Here is a 25,169-nt window from a genome sequence, read left to right as displayed (position 1 = left end):
GCGACGGGTGGCCGCGAACGCGGTTCCACTCGCGCGACGCGCCAGCCGCGCCTGTAACGGCGAGGCAAGCGGTGCAAGTATTCAACTGGAGACATCACATGACTGAAGCTTTCCTGTGCGACGCGATTCGCACGCCGATCGGCCGCTATGCGGGTTCGTTGTCGTCGGTGCGTGCCGACGACCTGGGCGCCGTGCCGCTCAAGGCGCTGATGGAGCGCAACAAGGAAGTCGACTGGAACGCCATCGACGACGTGATCTACGGCTGCGCCAACCAGGCCGGCGAAGATAACCGCAACGTCGCGCGCATGTCGCTGCTGCTGGCGGGTTTGCCGCAAGACGTACCGGGTTCCACCGTCAACCGGTTGTGCGGCTCGGGCATGGACGCCGTCGGCATCGCGGCGCGCGCGATCAAATCGGGCGAGGCGGCATTGATGGTGGCGGGCGGTGTCGAAAGCATGAGCCGTGCGCCGTTCGTGATGGGCAAGGCAACCAGCGCGTTCTCGCGCCAGGCCGATATCTTCGACACGACAATTGGCTGGCGTTTTGTCAATCCGCTAATGAAGCAGCTTTACGGTGTCGATTCGATGCCGGAGACCGGCGAAAACGTCGCAACCGACTACAAGGTGAGCCGTGCGGATCAGGACGCGTTTGCACTGCGCAGCCAGCAGAAGGCCGCGCGTGCGCAACGCGACGGCACGCTTGCGCAGGAAATCGTCTCGGTCACGATTGCGCAGAAGAAGGGCGATCCGCTGGTGGTGTCGCAGGATGAACATCCGCGGGAAACCAGTCTCGAAGCGCTTGCCAAATTGAAAGGCGTGGTACGTCCGGACGGCACCGTTACAGCGGGCAACGCCTCAGGCGTGAACGACGGCGCCGCGGCGCTGCTGCTCGCGAACGAAGCGACGGCCAAGCGGTTCGGCCTGACACCGCGGGCACGTGTGCTTGGTATCGCGACCGCCGGCGTTGCACCGCGCGTGATGGGCATCGGCCCGGCGCCGGCCACGCAAAAGCTGCTGGCACGCCTGGGCATGACGATCGATCAGTTCGACGTGATCGAATTGAACGAGGCGTTCGCGTCCCAGGGGATCGCGGTATTGCGCACGCTGGGTGTCGCGGACGATGACGCTCGCGTGAATCCGAACGGCGGCGCGATTGCGCTTGGTCATCCGCTCGGCATGAGCGGCGCGCGGCTCGTGACCACGGCGATGTATCAACTGCAGCGCACGCAGGGCCGTTTCGCCCTCTGCACGATGTGTATCGGCGTCGGTCAGGGCATTGCGATCGCGATTGAACGCGTCTGATTCTTTTAGTACGTTGTAGAAGCCCCATTCGTTGGCGAATGGGGCTTTTGTTATTGCGGCCCGCGTTCGTCCTGTCTTCGTGTCGAGTTGCATGGATAATTGTCGAGTTTTGTCGCGTGGTTCGAATTGCGCAAAAACTATCGGCTATGCTAAGAGGTTACCAACAGCCTCGCAGCGGCTGAAATCCCGTCAGCGCCAGACAATTTACTCATGCCTTTCCGCATCCTGCTCGTTGAAGACGACATCCGCCTGTCCGCGTTAGTGGCGGGCTATCTGCGCAAGCACGACTATGAAGTGGAGGTCGTGCTGCACGGCAACGAAGCGGTGCCCGCCATTCTCAAACGGCAGCCGGATCTGGTGATCCTCGACGTCAACCTGCCGGGCAAGGACGGTTTCCAGATCTGCCGCGAGGCGCGCGAGCAGTTCAACGGCGTGATTATCATGGTCACCGCGCGCGACGAACAGTTCGACGAAGTGTTGGGCCTCGAATTCGGCGCAGACGATTATGTCCACAAGCCGGTCGAACCGCGCGTCCTGCTCGCTCGCATCAAGGCGCAGTTGCGCCGTGTTTCGGGGCGCGCCACGGAAATCTCCGGCCAGCCGGAGCGCTTTACGTTCGGCAAGTTCGAGATCAACCGGGCTGCCCGGATGGTGACGCTGCCCGACGGCACGCGCCCCGATCTGACCTCCGCGGAATTCGACCTGCTGTGGGCGCTAGTAAGTTGTGCAGGCGAAGTGGTGAGCCGCGACGACCTGATGCGGCAATTGAGAGGCATCGAGTTCGACGGCCTCGATCGCTCCATCGACGGCGGCATTTCCAAGCTGCGCCGCAAGCTGCATGACGATTCCGGCACGCCGCAGCGTATCAAGACGGTGCGCGGCAAGGGCTATCAGTTCAGCAAGGTGGCATGGGAGTAACTTGCCAACCGGTTGCAAATAGCCTCGGAAGGGCCCCGGAGTCGCCTTTGAATAGCCGACAAAACTCCACATAGACCTGTTTCAAATCGACAGTCGCGCGCGCGTTGCGTAGCTAGTATCGCAAGCTTGTTCATTTACGAGCTGCGTCATGTCCGCCCGCGTCTTACCTCTTTCCAGACACGCTGTATTGATGATCCATGGCCTGGGCGGGACGCGGCACGACTTCGGCTCACTCGATCGCAAGTTCGAGCAGATCGGCTGCGATGTGTATCTGCCGTCGTTGCCGGGACACGGTTCGCGTCCCGATCAGTTGAGCAGCGTCAGCCTGCGCGACTACATGCAGTTGCTTAGCCGCACGTATCGCGATCTGATCACGCGCTATGAACGTGTCGACGTGGCGGGCATCTCGATGGGCGCCTTGCTCGCGGTGATGCTGAGCGCCCGTGAGCGGATGACGCATGGCCGCCTGATCCTGCTGTCGCCGCCGCTCTTCCTCGACGGCTGGGGCGGTTCGCGCCTGCGTCCGCTGCGTTACCTGATGTATTGCGTGCCGGGACTGCGTCATCTGATTCGCGTGCCGGAGGGTGAGCCGTTCGGCATCAAGAACGATCGTATCCGCAACCTGATTCGTCGCGCGCTGAAAAAAGGCAGTGGCGTGCACTATCCGTACGTGCCGCTCGCAGCGATTGCTCAGGTGGACTGGATGCGTTTTGCAGTCAGACGCGCGCTCCCGCAGGTGGCCTGTGAAACGCTGGTGATGCACTCGGAGGAGGACGAAGTGACGAGCATCCGTTCTGCGGAATTCGTCTGCGAACACCTCGGTAGCCGCGATGTCACGCTCGTGCGCCTGACCGACAGCTATCACATGATCACACTCGACAACGAGCGCGATACCGTTGCCGACCGCACGCTTGCCTTCCTGCAGCGTCCCGCTATGCTAACGTGAGCCGCGCGCACGCCAGAGGAACGGATGGACTGGACGGCCTCCTGCGGCCGGCGCACCTTCTTTCCCGACGTTCGTGATCATGAATCCTGCCGCACCTAAACTCTCTGCTTTCCGCTATTGCAAATGGCGCTGGCTGAATTTTCGCCGCTCGTGGACGGATACGCGTGCCGACCGCATGCCGAGCTGGTCGCGGCTTTATCTGCGTGCCTATCTTCGTTTGCTGGGGCTCTCGCTGGTGGTGGCTGCGATTCCGTTGCTCGGCCTGTCGTTCGAGCTGACCGCCGCGGTCGTATGGCGCGGCTTCGTGGCGTTGCCGGGTGGCGTCGTGCCGGTCCTGGTCGTGGTGTTCGGGGTGCCGGCCGTGGTGGCGTATCGCTGGATGCGTCCGGTGTGGGTCGATCTGGTGATGGTCCGCGAACGTGCGATCGATTTCACCGGCGGTCGCTTCAACACCCGGGCACGGGAGTCCTTTAGCACGATCATCGGCCCGCTGGCGCGCACACTCAACGCGCTTGCCGAACGGATGGAACGGCTGATCGCCGCGCAGCGCGAACTGACCAATGGCATCTCGCACGAACTGCGCACGCCGCTTGCACGGGTGCGTTTTGCACTGGAGGTGTTGCGCGAACCGGGCTCCGCCACCGAGTACGAAAGCGCGCTGGCAAGCATCGATCAGGACGTCACTGAACTGGACGAACTGATCGACATGAGCCTCACCTACGCGAGGCTCGAATACAGCTCGCTGCAGTCGAATCTCGAACCAACCGTGCTCGCCTTATGGTTCGACAGTCAGATCAACGACGCGGCCTTGCTCTACACCGATAAGGAAATCGTCTCGCGCGTCGAGATCGACGCAGCGCTGCGTGTCGTGATGGACAAACGCCTGATGTCGTACGCGATGCGCAATCTGCTGCGCAACGCCAGCAAATATGCGCGCAGCCAGATTCTGGTCGGCCTGGCGGTGCGGCACGGCAATGTAGAGATCTTTGTCGAAGACGACGGCGCTGGTGTGCCGGAAAGCGAGCGCGAGCGCATCTTCGACGCCTTCGTGCGGCTCGATCGCCACACCGGCGGATACGGTCTGGGGCTTGCGATCACGCAACAGGTCTTGCGCGCGCACAAAGGCCGCATTGCGGTGACGGACCCATTGACGCTGCCAGGCGCGCGTTTCGAAATCAGTTGGCCGGTGGGTACGGCGCAAGCTGCCGCTTAACGGCCACCTGACTGTTACCGTTCGCTTTCTTCTTTGTACCCATCAATACGTGTGGCCGAGCTGGATGTAGAAGTTGTTGCGCCCACCCGGTGCGAATGCCACACCCAGATAGATCGGTCCAAACGCCGTAGTCGCGCTGGTGAAGAACGTGACGCTGCGTTTTAGCGGTCCTCCGCCGTATTGAATCTCGCCGTCCCACACGTTGCCCGCTTCGAGGCTCATGCCTGCGAACAACGCGTGGAATGGCGATGCGGTGAACGTCGTAAGCTCGTTCATGTACGTGACCTGGCCGTACAGCATCGAGTTGCCAGCCAGTTGATCGGCGGCATACGCGGACAGATGCTGGAAGCCGCCGAGCGTGAAGCCGAACGGATTGACCGGGTTGACGTTCTGGAAGTCCTTGCCGGCCTCGATGCTGGCGTTGAGGCTGTTGCGCCCATAGCTCGCGGCCACCAGCGCTTTGCCATAAGCCTCGGTAAAGCTGTTCTGCGATTGCGCGAAAAGCGAACGTTCGCCGCGCAGCTCCAGGTAATAGCCCTTGCGCGCGAAGAGCGGGTCGTCGAGCTGGTCGATCACGAGACGCGCGCGTGCCGTAAACTCGCGGCCGTAGATGTCGGGATACGCCAGCGTGAGATTGTTATTCTCATCGTAGTACTGCAGATTGTATTGCGGCGACGCGAAGCCGTGCGCGTACGCAACGCCCAGCCGGAAGTCACCGAGGTTCGCAAGCGGCAGGCCGAAGTCGAGACCCGCGCGTTCAGTCTGCTGCTGGTATTGAGTGAGCTTGATGTAAGGGTCGTCCTGATAGATATTCGCGTAGCTGCGCTGAAACTCCACATACGGCGCGACGTAATAGCCAAACGAATCCGAGAGCGGTTGCCGCAGCTCGGCATGCAACGCGAGCATATCGCTGCCCACCGTGCCGTCGATCAACCCCTCCAGTCCCGACGATGTCAGCCACGGCCGACGGTATCCCATATGCAGGCGGAAACCGCCGACGTCCGAAGAACTCGCCGACAGGCCGAGGCCGAACAGCAGGAAGTTGGGTCCCCACGATTTGTCGTGGGCATCGATCACGAGCGTGTTTTCGTCACCGTCGCTGACCAGTTGCTGTGTCACGCTTTCGAAATCGCCCGCCGTAGTGAGGGCCAGCAGATCCTGGTTGAGCGCCTTGGGATCGTAGACGTCGCCGGCATGGACGTGCAGCGCTTCGACGATGCGCCGCTCGGGGATCGGGCCATGCGACTTGACGACGATGCGCGTGATCCGCACCGGCTTCACGACAGGCGTCATATGCGCGGCACGCCACGCCGCGTAATCTTGCGGCGACAGGGCGAGATGCTGCAGCTTCGGTAGTGCTGCGCGAGCAGCGGCTTCGCCGGCTGCGATTGCTTGCGGGGCGTTGGCGAAGTCAGTGAAGCTAAGCGATCCGAGGGATGGCGTGATCAGTACGTCATCCGCATCGAGCTGTTTGCGTTGTTGTGCGACGTTCTGATGAATCAGGATGCCTATCATCTGCTGCATGACGTCGGCGGGCGAGGCGAGCGCGTCGAGCGGACGCAGCGGCGAACCGATATCGACTGCGATCACCACTTGCGCGCCCATGTCGCGCGCGGTTTCGATCGGCAGGTTGCTGACAATGCCACCGTCGACCAGCGTGCGGCCGTCCACCACCGTCGGCGCGAACAGGCCCGGCAGGGCGATGCTGGCGCGGATGGCTTGCGGCAGCGAGCCCTTCTCGAGCACGACCTTCTCGCCTGTTTGCAGATCCGTGGCGATGGCGCGGAACGGAATCGGCAACTGGTTGAATGAGTTATTGGCCGACACCGCCGAGGTCCAGTCCTGCAGCAACGCCTGCAAACGATTGCCTTGCACGAGGCCGGGCGCCAGCCTGAAGCCGTTAGCGTTGAAGCCTAATGCGGGGCTGCCTGCGTAGAGCTCCTCGTCTTCGCGTTGCGACTGGGGCAGATCGGCGCGCTCGACCACATCGAAAGCGATGTCGGCCAGGTTCACCTGGCCGAGGCGGTTTTGCATTTCCTGTGCGGTCATCCCGCTCGCGTACAGGCCGCCGACCACCGAGCCCATGCTGGTGGCGGCGATACAGTCGACCGGAATGCGATTCTCTTCCAGTACCTTTAGCACCCCCAGGTGGGCGTAGCCGCGCGCGCCGCCGCCGGACAGCACAAGGCCGACGGCGGGGCGGCCAGTTGGGCCGCCGTCAGGCGTGCAGGCGGTGTCCGCCGCGCGGGCGGACTTCACGAAGGAGGTAAGGGCGAGCGCCAGCAGTGTGGCGGCGCAAAGCAGTCGGGTGGGGGCATGGCAGAGCCTTGTATATGCCTTCGTTAGTGGTTTTTTTGGGCTCGCCAACGCTGGGATCATGCGCTTCACAACTGTAGGAAAAACCGAGAGATTACATGGTTTTACAGTCGAGTACTGAGGTTCCTGCGGGGGGCGGCGCGCCGGGCGCGCGTTTTTCGTTGTTTCCGCCGTCGAAGCGCTGAATCCAGGGAGCAGCGATTGTCTCCGCTTACTGCGCGGCGGACATCGCCAGTTCGCCTGAATAGCGGGAAGTGAAGAAGAATAGTTGGTTATACGAAGCAGTATTTGACGCCATAAATTTGTTTGACATTGTTTTAACGATTGTTGTCTTGCAATGCTTTTTAACATTGGTCATTATTCTGACCATAACTAACGCTGTTGACGTTTTAGCTTACCCGGTCTCCTTGCGGCTTGCACGGCGAAAAGTTGCCGGTGCGAACCATTTAGGTAGGAATACAGATTAAATAGAACGATCGTACGATGAAGCTTGTAGCAGGGCAACAACTCGGGGATGGTGAAATATGGAAAGGCTCGATGACCTCCTCCTGTTTGCTGAGGTGGTTCAGAAAGCAGGGTTCGCGGCCGCTGCGCGCAGTCTAGGCATGCAGCGTTCCAAGGTGAGCCGCCGCGTGGCAGAACTGGAGCAACGCATGGGTGTGCGTCTGCTCCAGCGCAACACGCGTTGCATATCTCTGACCACCGCCGGCGAACAGATCTATGGTCACGCGCGCAAGCTTGCCGATGAGGCGCGGGCAGCCTTTAGCGTCGCTGCGGAAATGAATGGCGAACCGCGCGGCGTACTGCGCATCACCGCTCCGGCCACGTTTTCGGCAGCGGCCTTGATGCCGGTGATCGCCGAATTTTGCCGCCTGTACCCACAAGTCGACCTGCTGATCGACACGCGCAACTGGGTGCCCGATCTGGTAGCAGAAGGTTTCGACCTCGGGTTTTGTGCGCAGACAGGGCCGCTTGCCGACTCGAGCCTGGTAGCCCGGACCATTGGCGACGTTCCTATGATCATGGCCATCAGCCCGGCCCTGCTGGAGCAGTCCGGGCAACTATCGCATCCCGACCAGTTAGCCGGATTCAGACTGTTCGCGCGTGCAGCGCAGGCTGGCGTGAAAACGCTCCGGTTCCTTCATCCGAAGCATGGCGGGCACGCCATCGAATACACGCCGCACGTGATGACGGGAAGCGTCGCGGTCTTGCAGGCTGGAGTCGTCGCAGGGATCGGCGCGGCCTGTATGCCGCGCCATTTGTGTGAAGATGCGCTGCGTGCGAACCGGTTGGTCGACGCGTTCAAGGTTCAGGCCGGGTGGCAACCGGAACCCGCAACCATGTATGCGATGCTGCCTGCGCGCCGTGGCGCGACCGTATCGACACGTCTGTTTCTGGAGTTTGCCCTTCCCAAACTCGCACTGGCTTTGCGCAACGAACTGGATTCCGTGACCCAAGTCGTGGCGTAACCGGTACACCGCTCCCCCACCGCGCCACCTGGTTTTGCCCCTCTCAAGGCAGCTACAATGCCCTCTGAAATCAGTCGTCCGCTTGCCATGCCGCAGTAAAACGGGTCTGGCCGACTCTCCGGGAATAAAAGCGACGTACCGGCAGTCTGCTAGTTATCGGTTACGGATAGGGGTTACCGCAGGGATTTCACAATGGCCGATCCAATCATCGCCAAGCGGTTCGAGGCGCTGCTATTGCCTCATATGAATTCGGCCTTCAACGTTGCGCGTTGGCTGACCCGTAACGATCAGGACGCCCAGGACGTGGTCCAAGAGGCGTATCTGCGGGCTTTCCGCTATTTCGGCGGATTCCGCGGCGAGGACGCGCGTGCCTGGTTATTGAGCATCGTACGTAACACCTTTTACACGTGGCACCAGCAGAACCGGGATCATGCAGCGGACACCATGGAATTCGAGGAAGAGATGCACAGCCTCGAAGAAAGCAGCGGGGCCGGACGGGACGACAGTCCCGAAGCGGCGCTGATTCGCAGCCAGAGCCAGAAGCGGGTGCACCAGGCGCTGCGCAGCTTGCGTCTGGAATTCCGGGAGGTAGTCGTGCTGCGGGAGCTTGAGGAATTGTCATACAAGGAAATCGCCGCCATCGTGGGTATCCCGATGGGAACCGTGATGTCTCGCCTCGGGCGCGGCCGACAGCAGCTTGCGGCGCTGCTCGCACCGACAGATCAGGAGGCGTGATGGATCACGAACAGGCGTTTGAATTACTGCCGGGCTATATCGACGAGGAACTGAGTTTGTCCGAGGCGCTCGAGTTCGAGCGTCATCTGGCCAGTTGCGAGTTATGCACGCAGGCCTATGAGCAGCAGCGTCAGGTCAGCGCGCGACTACGGGAATCGGACATGCGAATGGACGCACCACCGGAACTGGTGCGCCGCATCCAGGCTTCGCTGCCGGTGCGCCGCTCCGTATGGCAACGGCTGGGCGAACGCTTCGGCGGGCGTGGTGTTTTCGGCGGTGCATTCGGCGTTGCGGGAGGCGGCAATGGTGGCGCCAAGGCGCTTGGCTGGGCGCCGCTCGGTGCGATGGTGGTGAGTCTGGTCGCATTGACGTGGAGTGCCGGGCTGTACTACACCATGCCGTCCGGCGATACGCGTCTGACCGAAGAACTGGTGGACAGCCATGTCCGGTCGCTGCAGTTCGATCATCTTTATGATGTGATCTCGACCGATCGGCACACCGTCAAACCGTGGTTCGACGGCAAGATCGACTTTGCGCCACCGGTGGTGGACCTCGCGCAGCAGGGGTATCCGCTGGTGGGCGGCCGGCTCGATTATCTGAACGGACGCTCGGTCGCTGTGATGGTCTATCGCTACAAGTTGCACCCGATCAATCTGTATGTCTGGCCGGGTAACGATGCGGGCGCGACACCGCATATCTACGAGCGGCAGGGCTATCACCTCGCGCACTGGAGTGCCGCGGGAATGAACTACTGGGCCGTTACCGATGCGGGCGACGCCGAACTCAACGGTTTCATTACCGATCTGCGCGCACATTCCGCTTCCTGACGAGGCCGCTAAAAAAATAGTGGCGAGTCGTGGAATAAGACGTACCCCGCTGCAGTCTCCTCATTGAATCCAGTCAGGACGACCGTCGGATGATCCGGCGGTTCGTCTCCTGAACTTTAATCGTGAGGTGACCATGTCAATAGATCTTCCATCCGATCCGTCGCGCCGTGGCGCGTTGAAGTGCCTGGCCTTCGGGGGCGTGGGTACGCTGTTTGTACTGGCTGGCGGTATCCTGACGCCCGTTGAGCTCGCGCTTGCCGCCAGTACCAAGGATTCCTCAGCGGTTTCCGGCGTGCCGCTATTCCTGCAGATCAGCGACACGCATATCGGCTTCAACAAGGAAGCCAATCCGGACGTAGCGGGCACGCTCAAGCAGACCATCGAGTTCGTCAATGCCATGCCGGTCAAGCCGGCGCTGACGATTCACACGGGCGACATCACGCATCTTTCGAAGCCGGAGCAGTTCGACCTCGCGGCCCAGTTGATGTCAGGTCTGAATATCACCGAGTTGCATACGGTGCCCGGCGAGCATGACGTGACGGACGGACCGGGCACCGAATACTTCAAGCGCTTTGGCCAGGCCTCCGACAACAAAGGCTATTACAGCTTTGACCATAACGGCGTGCATTTCATCGCTCTCGTCAACGTGATGCACTTCAAGCCGAACGGTCTGGGAGGACTCGGGGACGACCAGCTTGCCTGGCTCGAAAACGACCTGAAGGGGCGTTCTTCCAGCACGCCGATCGTCGTGTTCGCGCATATGCCGCTGTGGACGATCTATGAGCCGTGGGGCTGGGGAACCGGCGATGCCGGGCAGGCCATGAGTTATCTGAAGCGATTCGGCTCGGTCACAGTGCTGAATGGTCATATCCACCAGATTGTGTCGAAAGTGGAGGGGAACATTACTTTCCATACCGCACGCTCGACAGCATACCCGCAACCTACCGCGGGCGAGGGGCCCGGACCCATGCCTTTGACCGTGGCGAGTGATCAGCTTCCGCACATGCTGGGCGTGACGAGCATCAAGATCACGCATCATCCGCTCAAGGCCAGCCTGGACGACGTCACGCTTGTCTAAACTCATCCACCGATACTGATATCAAGGACGAAATCATGATAAGGAATACTATTCAAGTATCACTGGCTGTGTTGCTCGGGGCGATCCTGCTACTGGCTGTGTCCGCCGGATTTTCTGCCACTCAAGCGGAGGAGTCGAATGCCGTGGTGATCAAGAACTTCATGTTCTCGCCGATGGCGCTCACCATCAAGACCGGCACGACGGTAACCTGGAAAAATCTCGACGGCGAACCGCACACCGTGGTCAACGATGCCGGGCTGTTCCGCTCCGCCGCGCTCGATCAGAACGACACCTACCAGTTCAAGTTCGATAAGCCCGGGGTGTATCAGATCTTTTGCGGCATCCACCCCAACATGAAGGCGACTATTACTGTTCAGTAAGCGCGGGCAAGCGGTGCTGTGATGCGCCGCGGCTCGGCTTCAAACCTTCCACATCGGATATTCCCTTAGAATCCCTCTTTACCCTCCAGCACTGGTCAAAAAGCGTCGATAACACAGAGATGCGGCGGAACTGGGAGCGATGGTGAAAACATCGCGCGGTCCGCCGCGGTTTCGATCGCCAACGTCGTTGCGGTAAGGGATGCTGGCGCTCAAGCCAATAGTCCAGCCGGGCAAAGCAGGGAAAGCACAGTGGAATTACGACACCTGAAGTACTTTATGGCGGTCGCTGAAAACCAGAGTTTCCGCATGGCCGCCGAGCGTATCAACATCACGCAGCCGGCGATTACCCGTCAGATTCACGACCTGGAGGAACTGCTGGGCGCGCGGCTGTTCGACCGGACGCCGCAGGGTGTCCGGCTCACGGCGGCGGGCGAGCTATTTTTGCCCGAAGTTCGCAAGTCGCTCGGCATCCTCGAATCGGCGGCGCGTGCAGTCAAACTCGTTGCTTCCGGATTGCGGGGCACTTTGCGGCTTGGGGTCGTCGAGAATGCGAGCTGGGACGGTTTCGTGCCGGACGCGTTTAATCGCTTTCAGCGCGAAGCACCGGAGGTGAGCCTCCATGTAGCACCGCTCAATACGCCGGAGCAGGTAGACGAGATCCTCGCCGGTACGCTCGACGGCGGCTTCATCTATTCCTATGGGGAGCTTCCTCGCGAACTCCGGCTGGTGCAGCTCGCCGTCAATGACGTGGTGGCCGCGGTCCCCCGAAGCTGGAATCTTCCGGATAACCAGGCAATCTCGGCACGAGACCTGAACGGTCGACCGATGATCTGCTTTCCCCGACAAACCTATCCCTCGTATTACGACAGACTGCTCGGTGCCTGCGACGATCTTGATCTGACGTTGAACGTGGTGCAGGAGGTACCGACCGAAGCCGCGATTCTTTCGCTGGTGTCAGCAGGCATCGGCGCGGCAATTGTCAATTCAGCGAATCTGGGGCGTCCGCCGGCGCGCACGCAGTTTCTGCGCTTCACCGATCTATCAATCCGGATGCCACTGGCGTTCGCCTATATCGACACGAACCCGAACGCTGCATTGCAGCGCCTTCTACGCGTGTTTGACGCGACTCTGCAGGCTGGCGAAAGCGATTAGGTCCGTTGATTATAAAAAACGCCATGTAAAGCCGCTGCCTGCGTGCGTCACCTCACCTGCCGATGTGCCGGAGAAATGCGGGGTGAACACCGTAGCGCCCGTGTCGGCTGCCCGCTCCAACACCCACTCGCGCGATGCGTTCGCGCGTGACTTGTCGGCGCAGAACATCGAACTCCAGGCGGGTCGGTAGACCTGGATTGCGTGATGCCATACATCGCCGCTAAAGAGCGCGTGCGCACCTGCCGATTCAAGCTCGATCGACATATGTCCCGCGCTGTGCCCTGGAGTCGAATGAAAGCGGATGCCCGGCAGATACTGTCCACCCTGCGGGCCAATCTCCTCTGCAAGGCCTGCCTCGATTACCGGCAATACGCTGTCATCGAAAACCATCCGCCGGCTTGCGCCAGCTGCCGTGTCGAAGTGTTGGCGCTCTGCGCTCGAGAACACGTAGCGCGCGTTCGGAAAGGTCGGTACCCAGCGGCCATCATTGAGCCGAGTGTTCCAGCCGACGTGGTCCACATGCAAGTGGGTAAGAAGTACGAAATCGACTTCATCGGGTGTGACGCCAGCGCGCGCCAGCCGCTCGAGGTAAGGCGTATTCAGTTGATGAAAGAGGGCGCTAAACGGACGGTTTTTGTGATTGCCGCTGGCCGTGTCGATCAGAATGACTTTGCCGCCTACCCGAACTACCCATGTGTTGACGCTCAGAATGAAGTGTTCCGCCGTAGCGTCAATGTGCCCGTCTTTGAGCCACGTACCATGCTCCTCGATCACCGCAGGGTCGAAATCGGCGAATAGCGTTTGGGCCTTGAAAGGAAAGCTTTGCTCGAGGACGCGGGTAATCGTCGCATCGCCAACGCGGTAGATCTTCGATGGTTCATCCATGCCGTGCCTCCGAGCGGGATTCAATAGGGTTGCAGAGCATCGCAAACGCACCGGCGAGCGCGATGACGACAATCGTCAGCATTCCCGCCTGCATGCCGCCAGTCAATGTTTTAACGTAACCGATGATGATCGGGCTGGCGAAGCCGCCAAGCGCGCCGCAGATGTTGATGAAGGCAATGCCTCCCGCCGCCGCTGCGCTGCCCAGGTAGCCCGCTGGCAGTGCCCAGAGTACCGTATATGAAGCCCAAAGCATGGCAGTGGAGAGTGTGATGGCAGGTAACGCTATTCCGAGTTGATGCGGATACAAACCCGCGACGGCAAGGGCGACGGCTCCCACGATGCTGGCAATGGCGCTATGGCGACGGCGCTCGTTACGACGATCGGAACTGCGGCACAGCCAACCCATCGCCGCAATCGCGGCGACGTAGGGAATGGACGACCACAGGCCGATCTCCATCGTGCTGGCAACACCCGCGGTCTTCAGAATGGTCGGTAACCAGAAGCTCACCGTATAGATTCCGGCGATCACGCAAAAGTTGCTGAACGCGAGTGCGAGTACCTTGGGATCGGCTACAACGCTTCGCAGCGAGTGATGCCGTGCTTCGCTCGCCGCACGCCTGATGCGTTGCGCAGCGAGATCGGCGTCGAGCAGTGCTTTCTCCTCATCGGACAACCAGCGTGCCTGCTGCGGGCGATCATCGAGAAAGAAAAACGCCATCACGCCCAGTATGCAACACGGCAGACCTTCGACGATGAACATCCATTGCCAGCCTGCGAGGCCACCGGCACCTGCCAGCGACGTCATGGCCCAACTCGACAAGGGGCCGCCAATCACACCGCCAATCGGACCGGCCCACATCACGACGGCCATCGCACGTGCGGTACGCGTTGGCGCGTACCAGTACGTCAGATACAGCACCATCCCAGGCGCGAAACCGGCCTCGAAGACACCAAGCAGGAAGCGTAGCGCGTAAAACGCGTGGACGTCGCGCACCAACAGCATCAACGCGGAGGTCAGCCCCCACAGCACCATGATGCGCGATAACGTCTTGCGTGCGCCGATCTTCGGCAGAAGCAGATTGCTCGGAATTTCGAACAGCACGTAGCCGATGAAGAAGATGCCCGCAGCGACCCCGTAAGCGGCATCGGAAAACGCGAGCTGATTCTGCATCTGCAATTTCGCAAAGCCGATATTGATGCGATCGAGATATGCGAGCATGTAGCACAGCGTCAGAAACGGCAGCAGACGCCATGTGATCTTGCGATAGAGTGCATCGCGCCCGTCGGCGATAGTGGCTACAAGGATTGCGGACATGGCCGTCTCCGTGGTCAATGCGTGTGGCCGCCGGAAACGTCGTCGCTTGCTACGAGCGCGACGCAGTCGCCAGGTTCGACGCTCGCAAACGAACGGACAATGACGACCAGTCCCGCGGCGTCGAACCTCAGTTCGACGGGGGCCGCCCACGGCGCGTGCGGAACGAAGATGCGCCCGGCCAGGTCGCCGGCCTTTACCTGGTCGCCGAGCTTGAATGCCGGTTCGAAAATGCCGCGCGTGTCCGCAAAAACGTAATGCTTTTTGCCGTCGACGCGCAGCCAACGGGTGTCGTAACGCGGCGGGGGCAGCGAGTTGTCCGGGCAGATACCGAGCGTCGCCAGCACGCGCTGCACACCCTCTTCGACGATCGCAAGGCCGGACGGATTCAACGTCGCATAGCCACCGAATTCGCCGCACAGAAACAGCTTGCCGTGCCGCTCGATGGCAGCTCCATAGGTGCGGTCCTCGCCGAGCAGATCCATCACCATTGCATGGGGCGCAGCAAACGCGTCGACAATGCGCCGGTATTCGCGACGCCGCTCGGCATCGGCAGGCGGCGCCACCAGTAGCGTCGGTAAGTGATCGAACGAGGCTCCGCCTGCATGAATGTCGAACACGAAGTCGGCGCGCGGAAACAGTTCGGTATCCACATAATGAGCGATCATCTCCGTGACGGAGCCGTCGCGACGGCCCGGGAAAATGCGGTTCATGTTGGCGCCATCGATTGGCGAGGTCCGTCGTCCAGCGAGAAACGCTGGGAAATTCAAGCCCGGTACGATGATAAGACGGCCGTTGATCTGCATCGAAGGCAGGCGCTGCAACAGTTTCATCAGCGCAATAGGGCCTTCGTATTCGTCGCCGTGATTGCCGCCAGTGAGCAACGCAGTGGGCCCGTTGCCGTGCTTGAGGACAGCGATCGGGATGGGGATGTGTCCGTAGCCGGATCGGTCCACGGAATGGGGCACATCTAACGTGCCCGTCTGAAAGCCCTCTTGCTCAAAATCGATGTCCGTTGAAATGCGGGAACGGTCGTTTGCCATCGTTCGTCTCCTGAATGTTTGCCTGCCGCGCAGGTCCGGTTGCCGCGGCAATGTGCTTACTATCGGAAATCGAGAGGCTTTATGCCAATGCCGATGACTGGCTGGCGCGATGCCCCGGCGGCATCGGTCCCGGGTATTCGAAAAATCATCAAAACCCTTGACACCGTGAATTTGACTTCTTAAATTCGCTACCACTGAGCCGTCGTGTTGTCCGGCGGCTCCACGGCAACGTTGCCGTGCTACACATGAAAGGCTATGCAGCCCCCGAACTTGCGTCCAACGCTGGTTCGGGGGCTTTTTGCTTTGGGAGACCGATTCGTGACATTGCAGCAAACCCCCGCAGAACGTGGCTTGGACGGCTTCGTAATTGCATGCATTCAGATGGAGCCACATGTCGGCGCCAAGCGCGATAACGTGGCGCGTTCGATTCGTCATATCGAATCCGCAGCCAGGAGCGGCGCATCGCTGGTGGTGTTGCCCGAACTGGCAAATAGCGGTTATGTCTTTGCCGATCGGGACGAGGCGTTTTCGCTAGCCGAGGAGTTGCCGAACGGAGAGACCACCCAGATCTTTACAGAAGCGGCGCAACGACTCGGCATTCACATCGTTGCCGGAATCGCCGAACGGGCAGGCGAGCGTCTGTACAACTCGGCCATCTTCACCGGGCCGTCCGGGCCGATTGGCGTCTACCGGAAACTGCATCTCTGGGGCGACGAAAAGCGCTTTTTCGAACCGGGCGACCTCGGCGTTCCCGTCTTCGATACCCCGTTGGGGAGAATTGCGATTGCGATCTGCTACGACGGCTGGTTTCCCGAGACATACCGGCTCGCGGCCACGCAAGGCGCGGACCTCGTCTGCGTACCGACGAACTGGGTGCCGATGCCTGCACAACCAGACGACCGCCCCGCGATGGCGACGACGCTCGCCATGGCGGCGGCGCATAGCAACGGTCTCGCGATTGCCTGCGCGAACCGGATTGGGACCGAACGTGGTCAGCCTTTCATCGGCCAGAGCCTGATTGTCGGAGGCGATGGGTGGCCTTTGGCGGGGCCGGCCAGCAGCGACCAGGAAGAACTGCTCTACGCCGCAATTGATCTGAAGCGCACGCGAGCCCAGCGCACGCTTAGCGCCTCCAATCACGTCCTGCGCGATCGCCGGGCCGACGTCTATGACCCGATGCTTGGCACAGGCTGGCCATCCTCAAGCGCGTGAGACATCGGACAGTGCACTCCTGCTCCTCCCAAACCAGCAATACCACTACCACTACGACCACCTCTACGAAGGAAACGCCATGAGTCAGTTCAAGAAGCAGTTTCTGGTTGGCATCATCGCGGCAACCGCCGCAGCGGGCGCATGCACGAACGTGCTGGCCGCCGACCCCATCAAGATCGGGGTTGCGGTCGGACTGTCCGGCGCAAATAGCGTGGTAGCGCCCGCGGTCGTGCAGTCCTCGCAGCTTGCGGTCGAGCAGATTAACGCCGCTGGCGGTATCCTGGGTCGCCAGGTGCAACTGGAGATTACCGATGACGCGTCTGGCGCAGTTGGCGCACAGAAGGCCTACGACACGCTGGTTTTCCAGAACAATGTTGACGCAATCATCTCAATGGAAACGAGTGCGGCGCGCAATGCGGCGTTACCTATCGTAGCGCGCGGCAAGAAGCCGTTCATCTATACCTCGTTCTATGAAGGCCGCTCATGCAGCCCGTGGATGTACGTCAATGGTTGGGTGCCGGAACAGCAGGTGGCGCCGGTCGTCGACTACTTCGTAAAGAACAAGGGCGCCAAAACGTTTTATCTGGTCGGTAACGATTATGCGTTCGGCCGGGGAATGCTGGAGTTCACCAAAAAGTACATCGAGCAGCACGGTGGCAAGGTGGTCGGCGAAGAGTATCTGCCGATCGACGGCACGGACTGGACGCCGATACTCTCGAAGATCCGCTCCGCGCATCCCGATGCGCTGATCAGCGCGACGGCCGGCGGCGCGCCGAACGTCTCGCTGGCGAAGCAGATCAAGGGGGCGGGGCTGACGTTGCCGTACGGTAATCTCGCCATCGACGAAGGGACCGCGAAAAGCATGGGCGATGCCGCTACGGGCACTTACATGTCGGCGTCCTATCTGACGAGTATCGACAACGCTGGCAACAAGGCGTTTCTCACGGCCATGGACAAGCGCTTCGGCAAAGACCTCAAGACTCCAAACGAATTGTCCGAACCTCAATACGAGGCCTTCTTCCTTTACAAGGCCGCAGTCGAGAAGGCCGGTTCGACCGATTCCTCAAAGGTCATCAAGGCACTGGATCAGGTGTCGTTCGACGGACCCCGCGGCCCTGTAACGATGGACAAGAGCCGTCATACACCGCTTGCCATGCGCCTGGGACAGATTCAGGCCGACGGTTCCGTGAAAATCCTGCAATCCTTTCCTGATGTAGATCCGGGTGCACAGTGTCCCAACATCAAGTGAACGCCGGGCGGATGTGACTGGAGACAACAATGGTCCTCGCATTGGATATTTTGACGACTGCCGCCGTGCTGTTCATCGTCACGGCGGGCTTAATGGTGATTTTCGGCGTGATGAAGATCGTCAACTTTGCCCACGGGGCATTGCTGACCATGGGTGCGTACTCGAGCTTCGTCGTGACGCAGTTGAAGCTCAACTCTTGGCTCAGCGTGCCGTTGGCGATCGTGGTGGGTACCGCTGTCGGGATGCTGGTGGAGCAGGTGATCGTGCGCCCGCTCTACAAACGCCCGCTTGACGCAATCCTCGCTACATGGGGCCTCGGAATCGTGATTGGGCAACTGATCGTGATGGCCTTTGGCCGGGAGGTCCAGTTTGTGGAAACGCCCTTGAAGGGGGCGATTTCGATTGCCGGCACCGACTATTCCGCCTATCGCCTCCTGCTGATTCCGGTCGCTCTGGTCCTGTGCGCGCTGATGACAGGCCTGCTTGCCGGCACGCGCTTTGGCGTCAAGACCCGCGCAGTCATCATGAACGAGGATCTGGCACGAGGGCTCGGTATTCACTCGGGTCGCATCCGCTTTATCACGTTTAGTCTCGGCGCCGCTTTGGGCTCGCTGGCCGGCACGCTGATTACGCCGCTGTCGAGCGTCGATCCCGACATGGGACTTGTCTGGCTGGTAAGCGCCTTCATGCTGGTCATGGTGTCAGGGTACTCGATGCTTAGCCTGCTGATTACGTGCCTGGTATTCGGAGCGTGTCAGGTGCTTGTCAGTACGTTTGTCAGTCCTGTGCTGGGCGGCCTGACCATTGCCGTGCTGGCCGCGCTTACGCTGCGCATTCGTCCGAAGGGGTTCTCCCATGGTTAAGCTCGATGCGGCGGCCAATCACCCGGACAATAGCGCCGCGTCGACCGGGACGCTTGCGGCTAAACGGCGCCGACCTCGTGGGCGCGGCATCGTTCTGTGCGGTGCGTGCGCTCTTCTATTGCTGGCTGTAGGTCCGTTCGTGTTCGGCACGTATTTGCTGAACATCCTGATTCAGGCATTCTTCTTTTCGATAGCCGCCGTCACGGTGGATATCCTCTGGGGCTACACGGGTTATCTAACGTTCGGACAGGCTGCTTTTTTCGGTCTCGGCGCATACGCAGCTGGGCTGGTCTTTACTCACGGTGGCTTCTCGATTGGTTATGTCGTACTGGCGTTGGGGGCGGCTATCGTCGTGGCTGCGGCCGTCGCGCTCGTGCTGGGCTGGCTTTCGTTGTATCGCGGTGCTTCGCCGTTTTTCGCTACCGTGATGTCGCTGGTCTTGCCGATCGTACTCAGCCAGTTGCTGCTGTCAGGTGGCGAGTGGACGGGATCGAGTTCCGGGCTCACCGGCTACGAGACTTTCGATCTCTCATTGCCGGCCTGGTACTGGATCGCCGGAGCGGCCTTGCTGAGCGTCGCAACGCTGACCTGGATATTCGTGCGCAGCGACGGCGGCCGCGTGCTGGCAGCGATCCGTGATAACGAGTCGCGCTGCTCGTACCTCGGGATCAATACGTCGCTGCTCAAGATCGCTCTACTGGTGGTGGCCGCGATTATCGCCAGTCTTGCAGGCTTTGGTTATGGATCCTTTAGCGGGGTTGTCGCACCGGAGTTGACCGGATTTGTGCTGGGTACCCAGATGATCATCTGGGTCGCGCTTGGCGGCAGGGGAACGCTGTGGGGGCCGGTTATCGGTGCTCTCCTGATCAACGTCGGCACAGCGTATCTGAGCAGCAGCATGCCGTTTGCGTGGCAACTTATTCTCGGAGCCGCGTTTGTGGCGGTGATCGTACTGTTGCCGCAAGGGCTGGTGCCAGCGCTTCTGAAACCGTTGCTTAGGCTTGCTGACAACGTTGCTGAACCGGAGGTCGTCGAGCGCGCTGTTAAAGCGGAACGGCAGCAGACCCTGTCCGAACCCATGCTGCAATTGAACGGAGTTGCCAAACACTTTGGCAGCCTCAAGGTGCTGCAGGGCATTGACCTTGAGGCTAACGCGGGTGAACTGGTCGGCCTCATCGGTCCTAATGGAGCCGGAAAGACGACGCTGATGCGTTGTATGAGCGACGGTGCCGAACGCTCTGCAGGGACAGTCGTGCTGTGCGGCAACGATATCCGGCAACTGGCGCCGGAGCGGTGCGTGCATTTCGGATTGGGACGCAAGTTCCAGAACGCAAATGTGTTCGAGAGCCTGACGGTGGCGGAATGTTTGAGGATCGCGAGCGCGATCGTCGAACGGCCTTCGCTCATCCGGCGCTCGGCGACCCTCGCTTTACCGCCGTATGCGATCGAGGTTGTCCGTACCACTGGACTCGACCGGAAGTTGAGCGCGGTCGCAAAGGATCTGTCGCACGGCGAACAGCAGGCACTGGAGTTGGCAATGGTGCTCGCGTTGGAACCACGGATCGTGCTGCTCGATGAGCCCACCGCCGGGTTGACCAAGACGGAGCGCACGCAGATCGGCGACGTGCTGGCCGCATTGGCTCACCGGTATCAGCTTTGCTGTCTGCTGGTGGAGCACGACCTGGACTTCGTTGCAGAGGTTGCCACTCGCATCGTCGTCCTGCATCAAGGGCGCATTGTGATGCAAGGCTCCTTCGACGAGGTGGTCAATTCGGAACTGGTCAAGACAATCTATGCCGGGACGGCGCAGGGTACGGGACCGGTCAGCGATGGTATGCACGGGGAGGCGTCATGAGCCAGAACGCGCTGGAACTCCGGGACGTGACAAGTGGATACCGGAGCTCAGTGGTACTTCGCAAGCTATCGATGACCGTCGCCAATGGCGAAGCTCTCGCGCTGCTCGGCAAGAACGGCATGGGCAAGACCACGCTGCTCAAGACGATCATGGGCTATCTGCCGAAGAAGACGGGCGCAATCAGCGTACGCGGGCAAGACATCACCCGCATGGCGCCCCATCGGATTGCACGCGCAGGCATCGCCTATGCGCCGCAGGAACACGCCTTGTTTCAGGATCTCAGCATTCGTGACAACCTGCGCATCGGGCTTGAGAAGGCATCGGCGTTCGAGGAGCGATTTGCGCAGATCGAACCGGTTTTCCCGGTGTTCACGAGCCGGCTGAAGCAGTTCGCGGGCACGCTTTCCGGCGGCGAACAGAAAATGTTGCTGGTTGCCCGCGCGCTTATGATGCGCCCGTCGATCATTCTTCTCGATGAAATCACAGAAGGGCTGCAGCCGACTGTGATCGACCGCCTGGCCGACGCGTTGCTATGGGAACGCAGGCAGCACGGCACGACGCTGCTGCTGATCGAGCAGAACGTGCCTTTCGCATTGAAAGTCGCCGACCGCTATGCGGTGCTGAAGCAAGGCGAAATCATCGACGACGGAAACGCGAAGGATGAGACCGCGGCGGCATCGATCTTCGAACACCTGCGCGTCTGACACGGCACATTTTCTGAGGCATCATGAGTGCTATGGAAGCAAACCGCTGCTCGACCGGCTAAAGTAATACAAGGAGGAACCGAATGCCGACGAACTCGCGACACCCAGACGCCTCGCCATCGGCCGACGCTGGTTGGCGCATCGGCGTGCTGTATTCCCGCACGGGCGTTACCGCTGCGACGGAATCGGAGCATTTCTTCGGCACCGCATTGGCGATCGAAGAGGTCAACGCCGCAGGCGGCGTCGACGGGCGCCTGCTGGACCCTGTCGTGTACGACCCAAAGAGCGATCCGGATGAATATCGCCGGCTGGCCACCCGGATGCTGCAGGAGGACGACGTCACGGTGATTTTCGGCTGTTCGACGTCGTCGAGCCGAAAGGCGGTGCTGCCGGTAATCGAGCGCAACAATGCGCTGCTTTGGTATTGCTCCATCTACGAAGGCTTCGAGTATTCGCCGAATGTGATCTATACCGGCGCCGTGCCGAACCAGAACAGCATGCAGCTAGCCGCCTATCTGCTGCGCAATCACGGCCGCCGCTTCTTCCTCGTGGGCACCGACTACGTCTATCCCCGCGAGTCGAACCGGATCATGCGGGATATGGTCGAGCAGCACGGCGGTGAAATCGTTGAGGAAATCTATCTACCTAGCGACGCAGATCCGGCGGCGCTGAAAGAGGTCGTGCAACAGATCAAGGCGGTCGGACCCGACGTGGTGTTCTCCACCGTGATCGGCCGCAGTGCGCGGAATTTTTATCAGTTGTACCGCGAGCACGGTATCGATCCGGCGCAGATTCCGATCGCCAGCCTGACAATGGCGGAAGGCGAAACGCGGATGATCGGCCCTGAACTGTGCGGCAGTCACATCATCTCCGCGAGCTATGTCAACACGCTCAACTATGCAGGCAACAGGCGTTTCCTGAATTTGTGGCATGCGCGTTTCGGAGATCAACCCGCCAGCTTGTGGTCGGAGATGGCCTACAACCAGGTTCATCTCTTTGCGCTAGCGTTGGCTCGCACCCGAAGCCTCGACACTGCAAGACTGGTGGAGGCGATCCACGAGGTCGAATTCGATTCGCCTGAGGGTGTGCTGAAAATCGATCCGGAGAACAACCACGCCATCCTGACTCCGCGCATTGCGGTGTGCCGGCCGGACGGCTCGTTCGACATCGTCTGGGAGGGGCGCAGCCCGATCAAGCCGGATCCCTATCTGACGTCGTACGGCTTCGCCGAATTCTGGCTCGACGGAGAACGGGCATGAGTACGGGGGCTCGTCGGCTATTTGACGATTTGCGGACGTTGCGCGTCCTCGTGATTCACCCGCCCGGCGACGATCGCAGCGTTCTCGAGGAGCAATTGCGGCGGATCGGTTGCCCTGTTCGCGTGCTATGGCCGTTTCCGTCTCAACTTCCTGCGGATGTCGACGCGATATTTTTTCTCGTCGGCCCTGAGACGCGAAGTGCAGGAAACTGGTGCGCGGCCGATACCGAGGCGACGCTAATTGCGTTGTCCGACTACGAGAATCCCACCGCGCTCAAGATGCTGCTGGATACGCAGGCACACGGCGTGATCACCAAACCGTACCGCTCCACCGGTATTCTCAGTACGCTGGTGCTTGCGCGCGCATCGTCCGGTTACCAACAGCGGTTGCACAACAAGATCAGCAAGCTTGAAGAGGCGATCAAGGCGCGACGCCATATCGAACGCGCGATTCGCATTCTGATGGAGGCGCACCGGTTAAGCGAAAGCGAGGCGTACGAGCATATGCGTTCGCGGGCGACGGGACTCAGGGTGACGGTAGGGGAGATCGCCACGATGGTGATCGATGCGCATGAGGCGATGGAGAAGCTTGGGCTGGGGAAGGGAACGGCGTTTTGAGCTGGCGTCGTTCGCCATTCAAGCCCCACCTACCTCAATGTCCGTCGGACTTCCCCCAGACGATCGCTTCCGGATGACGCTCTAGATAATCGGAGAGGGCATTGAGCGAGACAAGCGTGCGGCGCAATTCGGTCAACGCCTCGTGAACGTCGGACTGCATTGGAGAGTCCTGCTGCAGCGTGGCATTGGCCGCATTGAACGACTGCGTGGCTGCCGTGAGCGTGGTGCGAGCCTGCGGGATCAGTTCCGTGTTGACCTGCTGAAACAGGGTATTCGCGTTCACGAGCGCCTTGTTCAGATTGTTGCCAAGCTGATCGAAGGGCACGCGGTCCAGCTTGCTCACTATGCTGGCGAGCTGGTCCTGAAGCTCGTCGAGCGTACTGGGTACGGTGGGGAGTTCGACCGGGCTGCGCCGGGTGTCGATGCTGGCAGCCGATACATGCGGGAAAAAGTCTAACGCCACATAGCGCTGGCCGGTCAGGACGCTCCCCATGCGCAATTGTCCACGCAGACCTCGGGCAACCATTTGACGCAGCAGCGCCCTGCCGGCTTCGCTATCGCCCTTTCCGATCGCTTCCCGGTAGCGTTGGCCGAGCCGGTAGGGGTACAGATTGAGTGCTACCACCATGTCGAAGCTACCACGCGACCGGTTGAAGTCGACGTCGATCGCGCTCACCCGGCCCAGCTCGACGCCGTGAAAGTCGACCGGTGCGCCGACCGACAGCCCACGCACCGATTGCGTGAACCGCAGACTCACGGCTGCGGCCGGTCCGTCGTCGGCCCGATGTATCGCGTCCTCGCGGTTGGCAGCAAGATCAAATGCGGTGCCATCAGCAGATTGCGGCTGGGCAACCTGTGATCGGGGCAAATCGAAAACGACGCCTCCTGAGAGGATCGTCGCCACCGACTGGGTGTCGAGTTTCAAACCGTTGGAATCGAGGCGCAAGTCGATTCCGCTCGCATGCCACCATTGCGTGGCGGCAGTAACGTATCGATCGTATGGCGCTTTCACGAAGACATCGATGTCGACCTGGGCGCCGTCTCCGGCTAGAGCGTAGCCGATCACCTGTCCAACCTGTACGTGCCGGAAATAGACTGGCGCGCCCACATTGAGCGATCCAAGTGATTCGGTATGCAGAACGAATCTCCGGCCGTCCTGGCCGCTAGTCAGTAAAGGGGGTGTTTCCAGACCGGCGAATTCTTTGCATCGTCTTGAAGAACTGCCAACATCGGCGGCGATATAAGGACCCGAGATAACCGTCGCCAGCCCGGAAATACCGCCTGTGTCTATCCGCGGACGGACGACCCAGAAGCGAGTGCCGCAAGTTGCGAACCGACGGGCTGAGGCATCAAGTTGCACGGCTGCGAGCACATGTGTGCGGTCGTTTGAGAGTTGCAGTCCCGTCAGTTTGCCTATTTCGACATCCCTGTAACGCACACGGGTTTTGCCAACCTCGAGCCCTTCGGCGGTGAGGAAGCTGACGTCGACCTCGGGACCCTGTTGCATGAGCCGAGGAACAAGGAGCGCCAGACAAAGCAAAGCAGCGGCAAGCGGGACGAGCCACACGGCCGAAGGTAACGGACCACTTCGCATCAGAAGCCAACAACCAGCGTGATATAGACGAGTGACGCGAAGATCCCGGCCAACGTGCCTAACACGTCTCTGGAAGCTACGCCGCGGGTGAAATGAACCGGAATGCCTACCACCAGGTACGCGATCGAGAACACGATCGCGACCATCAAGGGCGGAGGCGCTAGTGACACAACAGCGTTGGCAAATGCGCGCATGCACGGACCTCGTAAAGGAGCGGTGCAACCGGGTTTCGACTACGGCG

23 protein-coding genes are annotated in these 25,169 nt (G+C 60.6%); 17 read left to right on the top strand and 6 right to left on the bottom strand.

Going from position 1 to position 25,169, the window contains the following annotated elements:
* The first annotated feature begins 98 nt into the window (after positions 1–98).
* The 4 genes from pcaF to P3T17_RS17425 all read left to right on the top strand — a co-directional run bounded on the left by pcaF (position 99) and on the right by P3T17_RS17425 (position 4,378).
* Entirely contained in the window at positions 99–1,301 is a 1,203-nt protein-coding gene (pcaF, locus tag P3T17_RS17440) for a 3-oxoadipyl-CoA thiolase (RefSeq protein WP_429408151.1), read from the top strand.
* A gap of 210 nt (positions 1,302–1,511) precedes the next feature.
* On the top strand, positions 1,512–2,219 hold the full coding sequence (locus P3T17_RS17435) for a response regulator (protein WP_074269064.1): 708 nt from the start codon (positions 1,512–1,514) through the stop codon (positions 2,217–2,219).
* 148 nt (positions 2,220–2,367) lie between these two features.
* The gene (locus P3T17_RS17430; RefSeq protein ID WP_083611754.1) at positions 2,368–3,165 is read left to right on the top strand and encodes an alpha/beta hydrolase; all 798 of its coding nucleotides are present in this window, start codon (positions 2,368–2,370) and stop codon (positions 3,163–3,165) included.
* Between the two features lie 79 nt (positions 3,166–3,244).
* On the top strand, positions 3,245–4,378 hold the full coding sequence (locus tag P3T17_RS17425) for an ATP-binding protein (RefSeq protein WP_429408148.1): 1,134 nt from the start codon (positions 3,245–3,247) through the stop codon (positions 4,376–4,378).
* Positions 4,379–4,420: 42 nt separating this feature from the next.
* Here the strand turns inward: P3T17_RS17425 and P3T17_RS17420 are convergent, their stop codons facing one another.
* Positions 4,421–6,757, bottom strand: a complete 2,337-nt coding sequence (locus P3T17_RS17420) for a patatin-like phospholipase family protein (RefSeq protein WP_429408146.1) — start codon at positions 6,755–6,757, stop codon at positions 4,421–4,423.
* Between the two features lie 461 nt (positions 6,758–7,218).
* Between P3T17_RS17420 and P3T17_RS17415 the strand changes: the two genes are divergently transcribed.
* The 6 genes from P3T17_RS17415 (at position 7,219) to P3T17_RS17390 (ending at position 12,335) form a co-directional block, all read left to right on the top strand.
* Positions 7,219–8,163: a LysR substrate-binding domain-containing protein gene (locus P3T17_RS17415; RefSeq protein ID WP_074269060.1), complete on the top strand. Its 945-nt coding sequence runs from the start codon at positions 7,219–7,221 to the stop codon at positions 8,161–8,163.
* Positions 8,164–8,355: 192 nt separating this feature from the next.
* Positions 8,356–8,898, top strand: a complete 543-nt coding sequence (locus tag P3T17_RS17410; protein WP_429408145.1) for a sigma-70 family RNA polymerase sigma factor — start codon at positions 8,356–8,358, stop codon at positions 8,896–8,898.
* Positions 8,898–9,725 carry an anti-sigma factor family protein gene (locus P3T17_RS17405; protein WP_429408144.1) on the top strand — a complete coding sequence of 276 codons (828 nt, stop codon included), beginning with the start codon at positions 8,898–8,900 and terminating at the stop codon, positions 9,723–9,725. Before P3T17_RS17410 ends, P3T17_RS17405 begins: the two co-directional genes overlap by 1 nt.
* A 133-nt stretch (positions 9,726–9,858) precedes the next feature.
* Positions 9,859–10,803: a metallophosphoesterase family protein gene (locus tag P3T17_RS17400; RefSeq protein ID WP_429408142.1), complete on the top strand. Its 945-nt coding sequence runs from the start codon at positions 9,859–9,861 to the stop codon at positions 10,801–10,803.
* Between the two features lie 35 nt (positions 10,804–10,838).
* A complete protein-coding gene (locus tag P3T17_RS17395) occupies positions 10,839–11,183 on the top strand; it encodes a cupredoxin domain-containing protein (protein ID WP_074269056.1) in 345 nt (114 codons plus the stop codon).
* A 249-nt stretch (positions 11,184–11,432) separates the two neighbouring features.
* Positions 11,433–12,335: a LysR family transcriptional regulator gene (locus P3T17_RS17390; protein WP_074269055.1), complete on the top strand. Its 903-nt coding sequence runs from the start codon at positions 11,433–11,435 to the stop codon at positions 12,333–12,335.
* 9 nt (positions 12,336–12,344) lie between these two features.
* On the opposite strand, the gene P3T17_RS17385 is transcribed toward P3T17_RS17390, so the two are convergent.
* Genes P3T17_RS17385 through P3T17_RS17375 form a run of 3 tightly spaced genes read right to left on the bottom strand, consistent with a single transcriptional unit; the run spans position 12,345 to position 15,575 of the window.
* Complete coding sequence (locus tag P3T17_RS17385; protein ID WP_429408140.1) at positions 12,345–13,220, bottom strand: MBL fold metallo-hydrolase; 876 nt, start codon at positions 13,218–13,220, stop codon at positions 12,345–12,347.
* Complete coding sequence (locus P3T17_RS17380; RefSeq protein ID WP_429408138.1) at positions 13,213–14,535, bottom strand: MFS transporter; 1,323 nt, start codon at positions 14,533–14,535, stop codon at positions 13,213–13,215. Before P3T17_RS17380 ends, P3T17_RS17385 begins: the two co-directional genes overlap by 8 nt.
* A 14-nt stretch (positions 14,536–14,549) precedes the next feature.
* A complete protein-coding gene (locus tag P3T17_RS17375) occupies positions 14,550–15,575 on the bottom strand; it encodes a succinylglutamate desuccinylase/aspartoacylase family protein (RefSeq protein ID WP_429408136.1) in 1,026 nt (341 codons plus the stop codon).
* Positions 15,576–15,899: 324 nt separating this feature from the next.
* On the opposite strand from P3T17_RS17375, the gene P3T17_RS17370 reads away from it, so the two are divergent.
* The 7 genes from P3T17_RS17370 (at position 15,900) to P3T17_RS17340 (ending at position 23,334) form a co-directional block, all read left to right on the top strand.
* Complete coding sequence (locus P3T17_RS17370) at positions 15,900–16,787, top strand: nitrilase family protein (protein ID WP_429408528.1); 888 nt, start codon at positions 15,900–15,902, stop codon at positions 16,785–16,787.
* A 79-nt stretch (positions 16,788–16,866) separates the two neighbouring features.
* Positions 16,867–18,036 carry a substrate-binding protein gene (locus P3T17_RS17365; RefSeq protein WP_429408135.1) on the top strand — a complete coding sequence of 390 codons (1,170 nt, stop codon included), beginning with the start codon at positions 16,867–16,869 and terminating at the stop codon, positions 18,034–18,036.
* 29 nt (positions 18,037–18,065) lie between these two features.
* Complete coding sequence (locus P3T17_RS17360; RefSeq protein ID WP_429408133.1) at positions 18,066–18,899, top strand: branched-chain amino acid ABC transporter permease; 834 nt, start codon at positions 18,066–18,068, stop codon at positions 18,897–18,899.
* Positions 18,892–20,754 carry an ABC transporter permease subunit gene (locus tag P3T17_RS17355; RefSeq protein ID WP_429408131.1) on the top strand — a complete coding sequence of 621 codons (1,863 nt, stop codon included), beginning with the start codon at positions 18,892–18,894 and terminating at the stop codon, positions 20,752–20,754. Before P3T17_RS17360 ends, P3T17_RS17355 begins: the two co-directional genes overlap by 8 nt.
* Positions 20,751–21,458 (top strand): ABC transporter ATP-binding protein, encoded by a 708-nt coding sequence (locus tag P3T17_RS17350; protein ID WP_429408129.1) that lies wholly within the window; start codon positions 20,751–20,753, stop codon positions 21,456–21,458. Before P3T17_RS17355 ends, P3T17_RS17350 begins: the two co-directional genes overlap by 4 nt.
* An 83-nt stretch (positions 21,459–21,541) precedes the next feature.
* Complete coding sequence (locus P3T17_RS17345) at positions 21,542–22,717, top strand: transporter substrate-binding domain-containing protein (protein WP_429408127.1); 1,176 nt, start codon at positions 21,542–21,544, stop codon at positions 22,715–22,717.
* On the top strand, positions 22,714–23,334 hold the full coding sequence (locus tag P3T17_RS17340; RefSeq protein WP_074269045.1) for an ANTAR domain-containing response regulator: 621 nt from the start codon (positions 22,714–22,716) through the stop codon (positions 23,332–23,334). Before P3T17_RS17345 ends, P3T17_RS17340 begins: the two co-directional genes overlap by 4 nt.
* Before the next feature lie 34 nt (positions 23,335–23,368).
* On the opposite strand, the gene P3T17_RS17335 is transcribed toward P3T17_RS17340, so the two are convergent.
* Both P3T17_RS17335 and P3T17_RS17330 read right to left on the bottom strand, forming a co-directional pair.
* Entirely contained in the window at positions 23,369–24,928 is a 1,560-nt protein-coding gene (locus P3T17_RS17335; protein ID WP_429408125.1) for an intermembrane transport protein PqiB, read from the bottom strand.
* On the bottom strand, positions 24,928–25,122 hold the full coding sequence (locus tag P3T17_RS17330) for a hypothetical protein (protein WP_074269043.1): 195 nt from the start codon (positions 25,120–25,122) through the stop codon (positions 24,928–24,930). The genes P3T17_RS17335 and P3T17_RS17330 overlap by 1 nt, the downstream gene beginning before the upstream one ends.
* Positions 25,123–25,169: the final 47 nt, after the last annotated feature.

Origin of the sequence: Paraburkholderia sp. GAS82 (genome assembly GCF_050436285.1) — a bacterium.
Lineage (GTDB): Bacteria > Pseudomonadota > Gammaproteobacteria > Burkholderiales > Burkholderiaceae > Paraburkholderia > Paraburkholderia phenazinium_B.
This window is presented reverse-complemented; position numbering and strand designations above follow the sequence as displayed.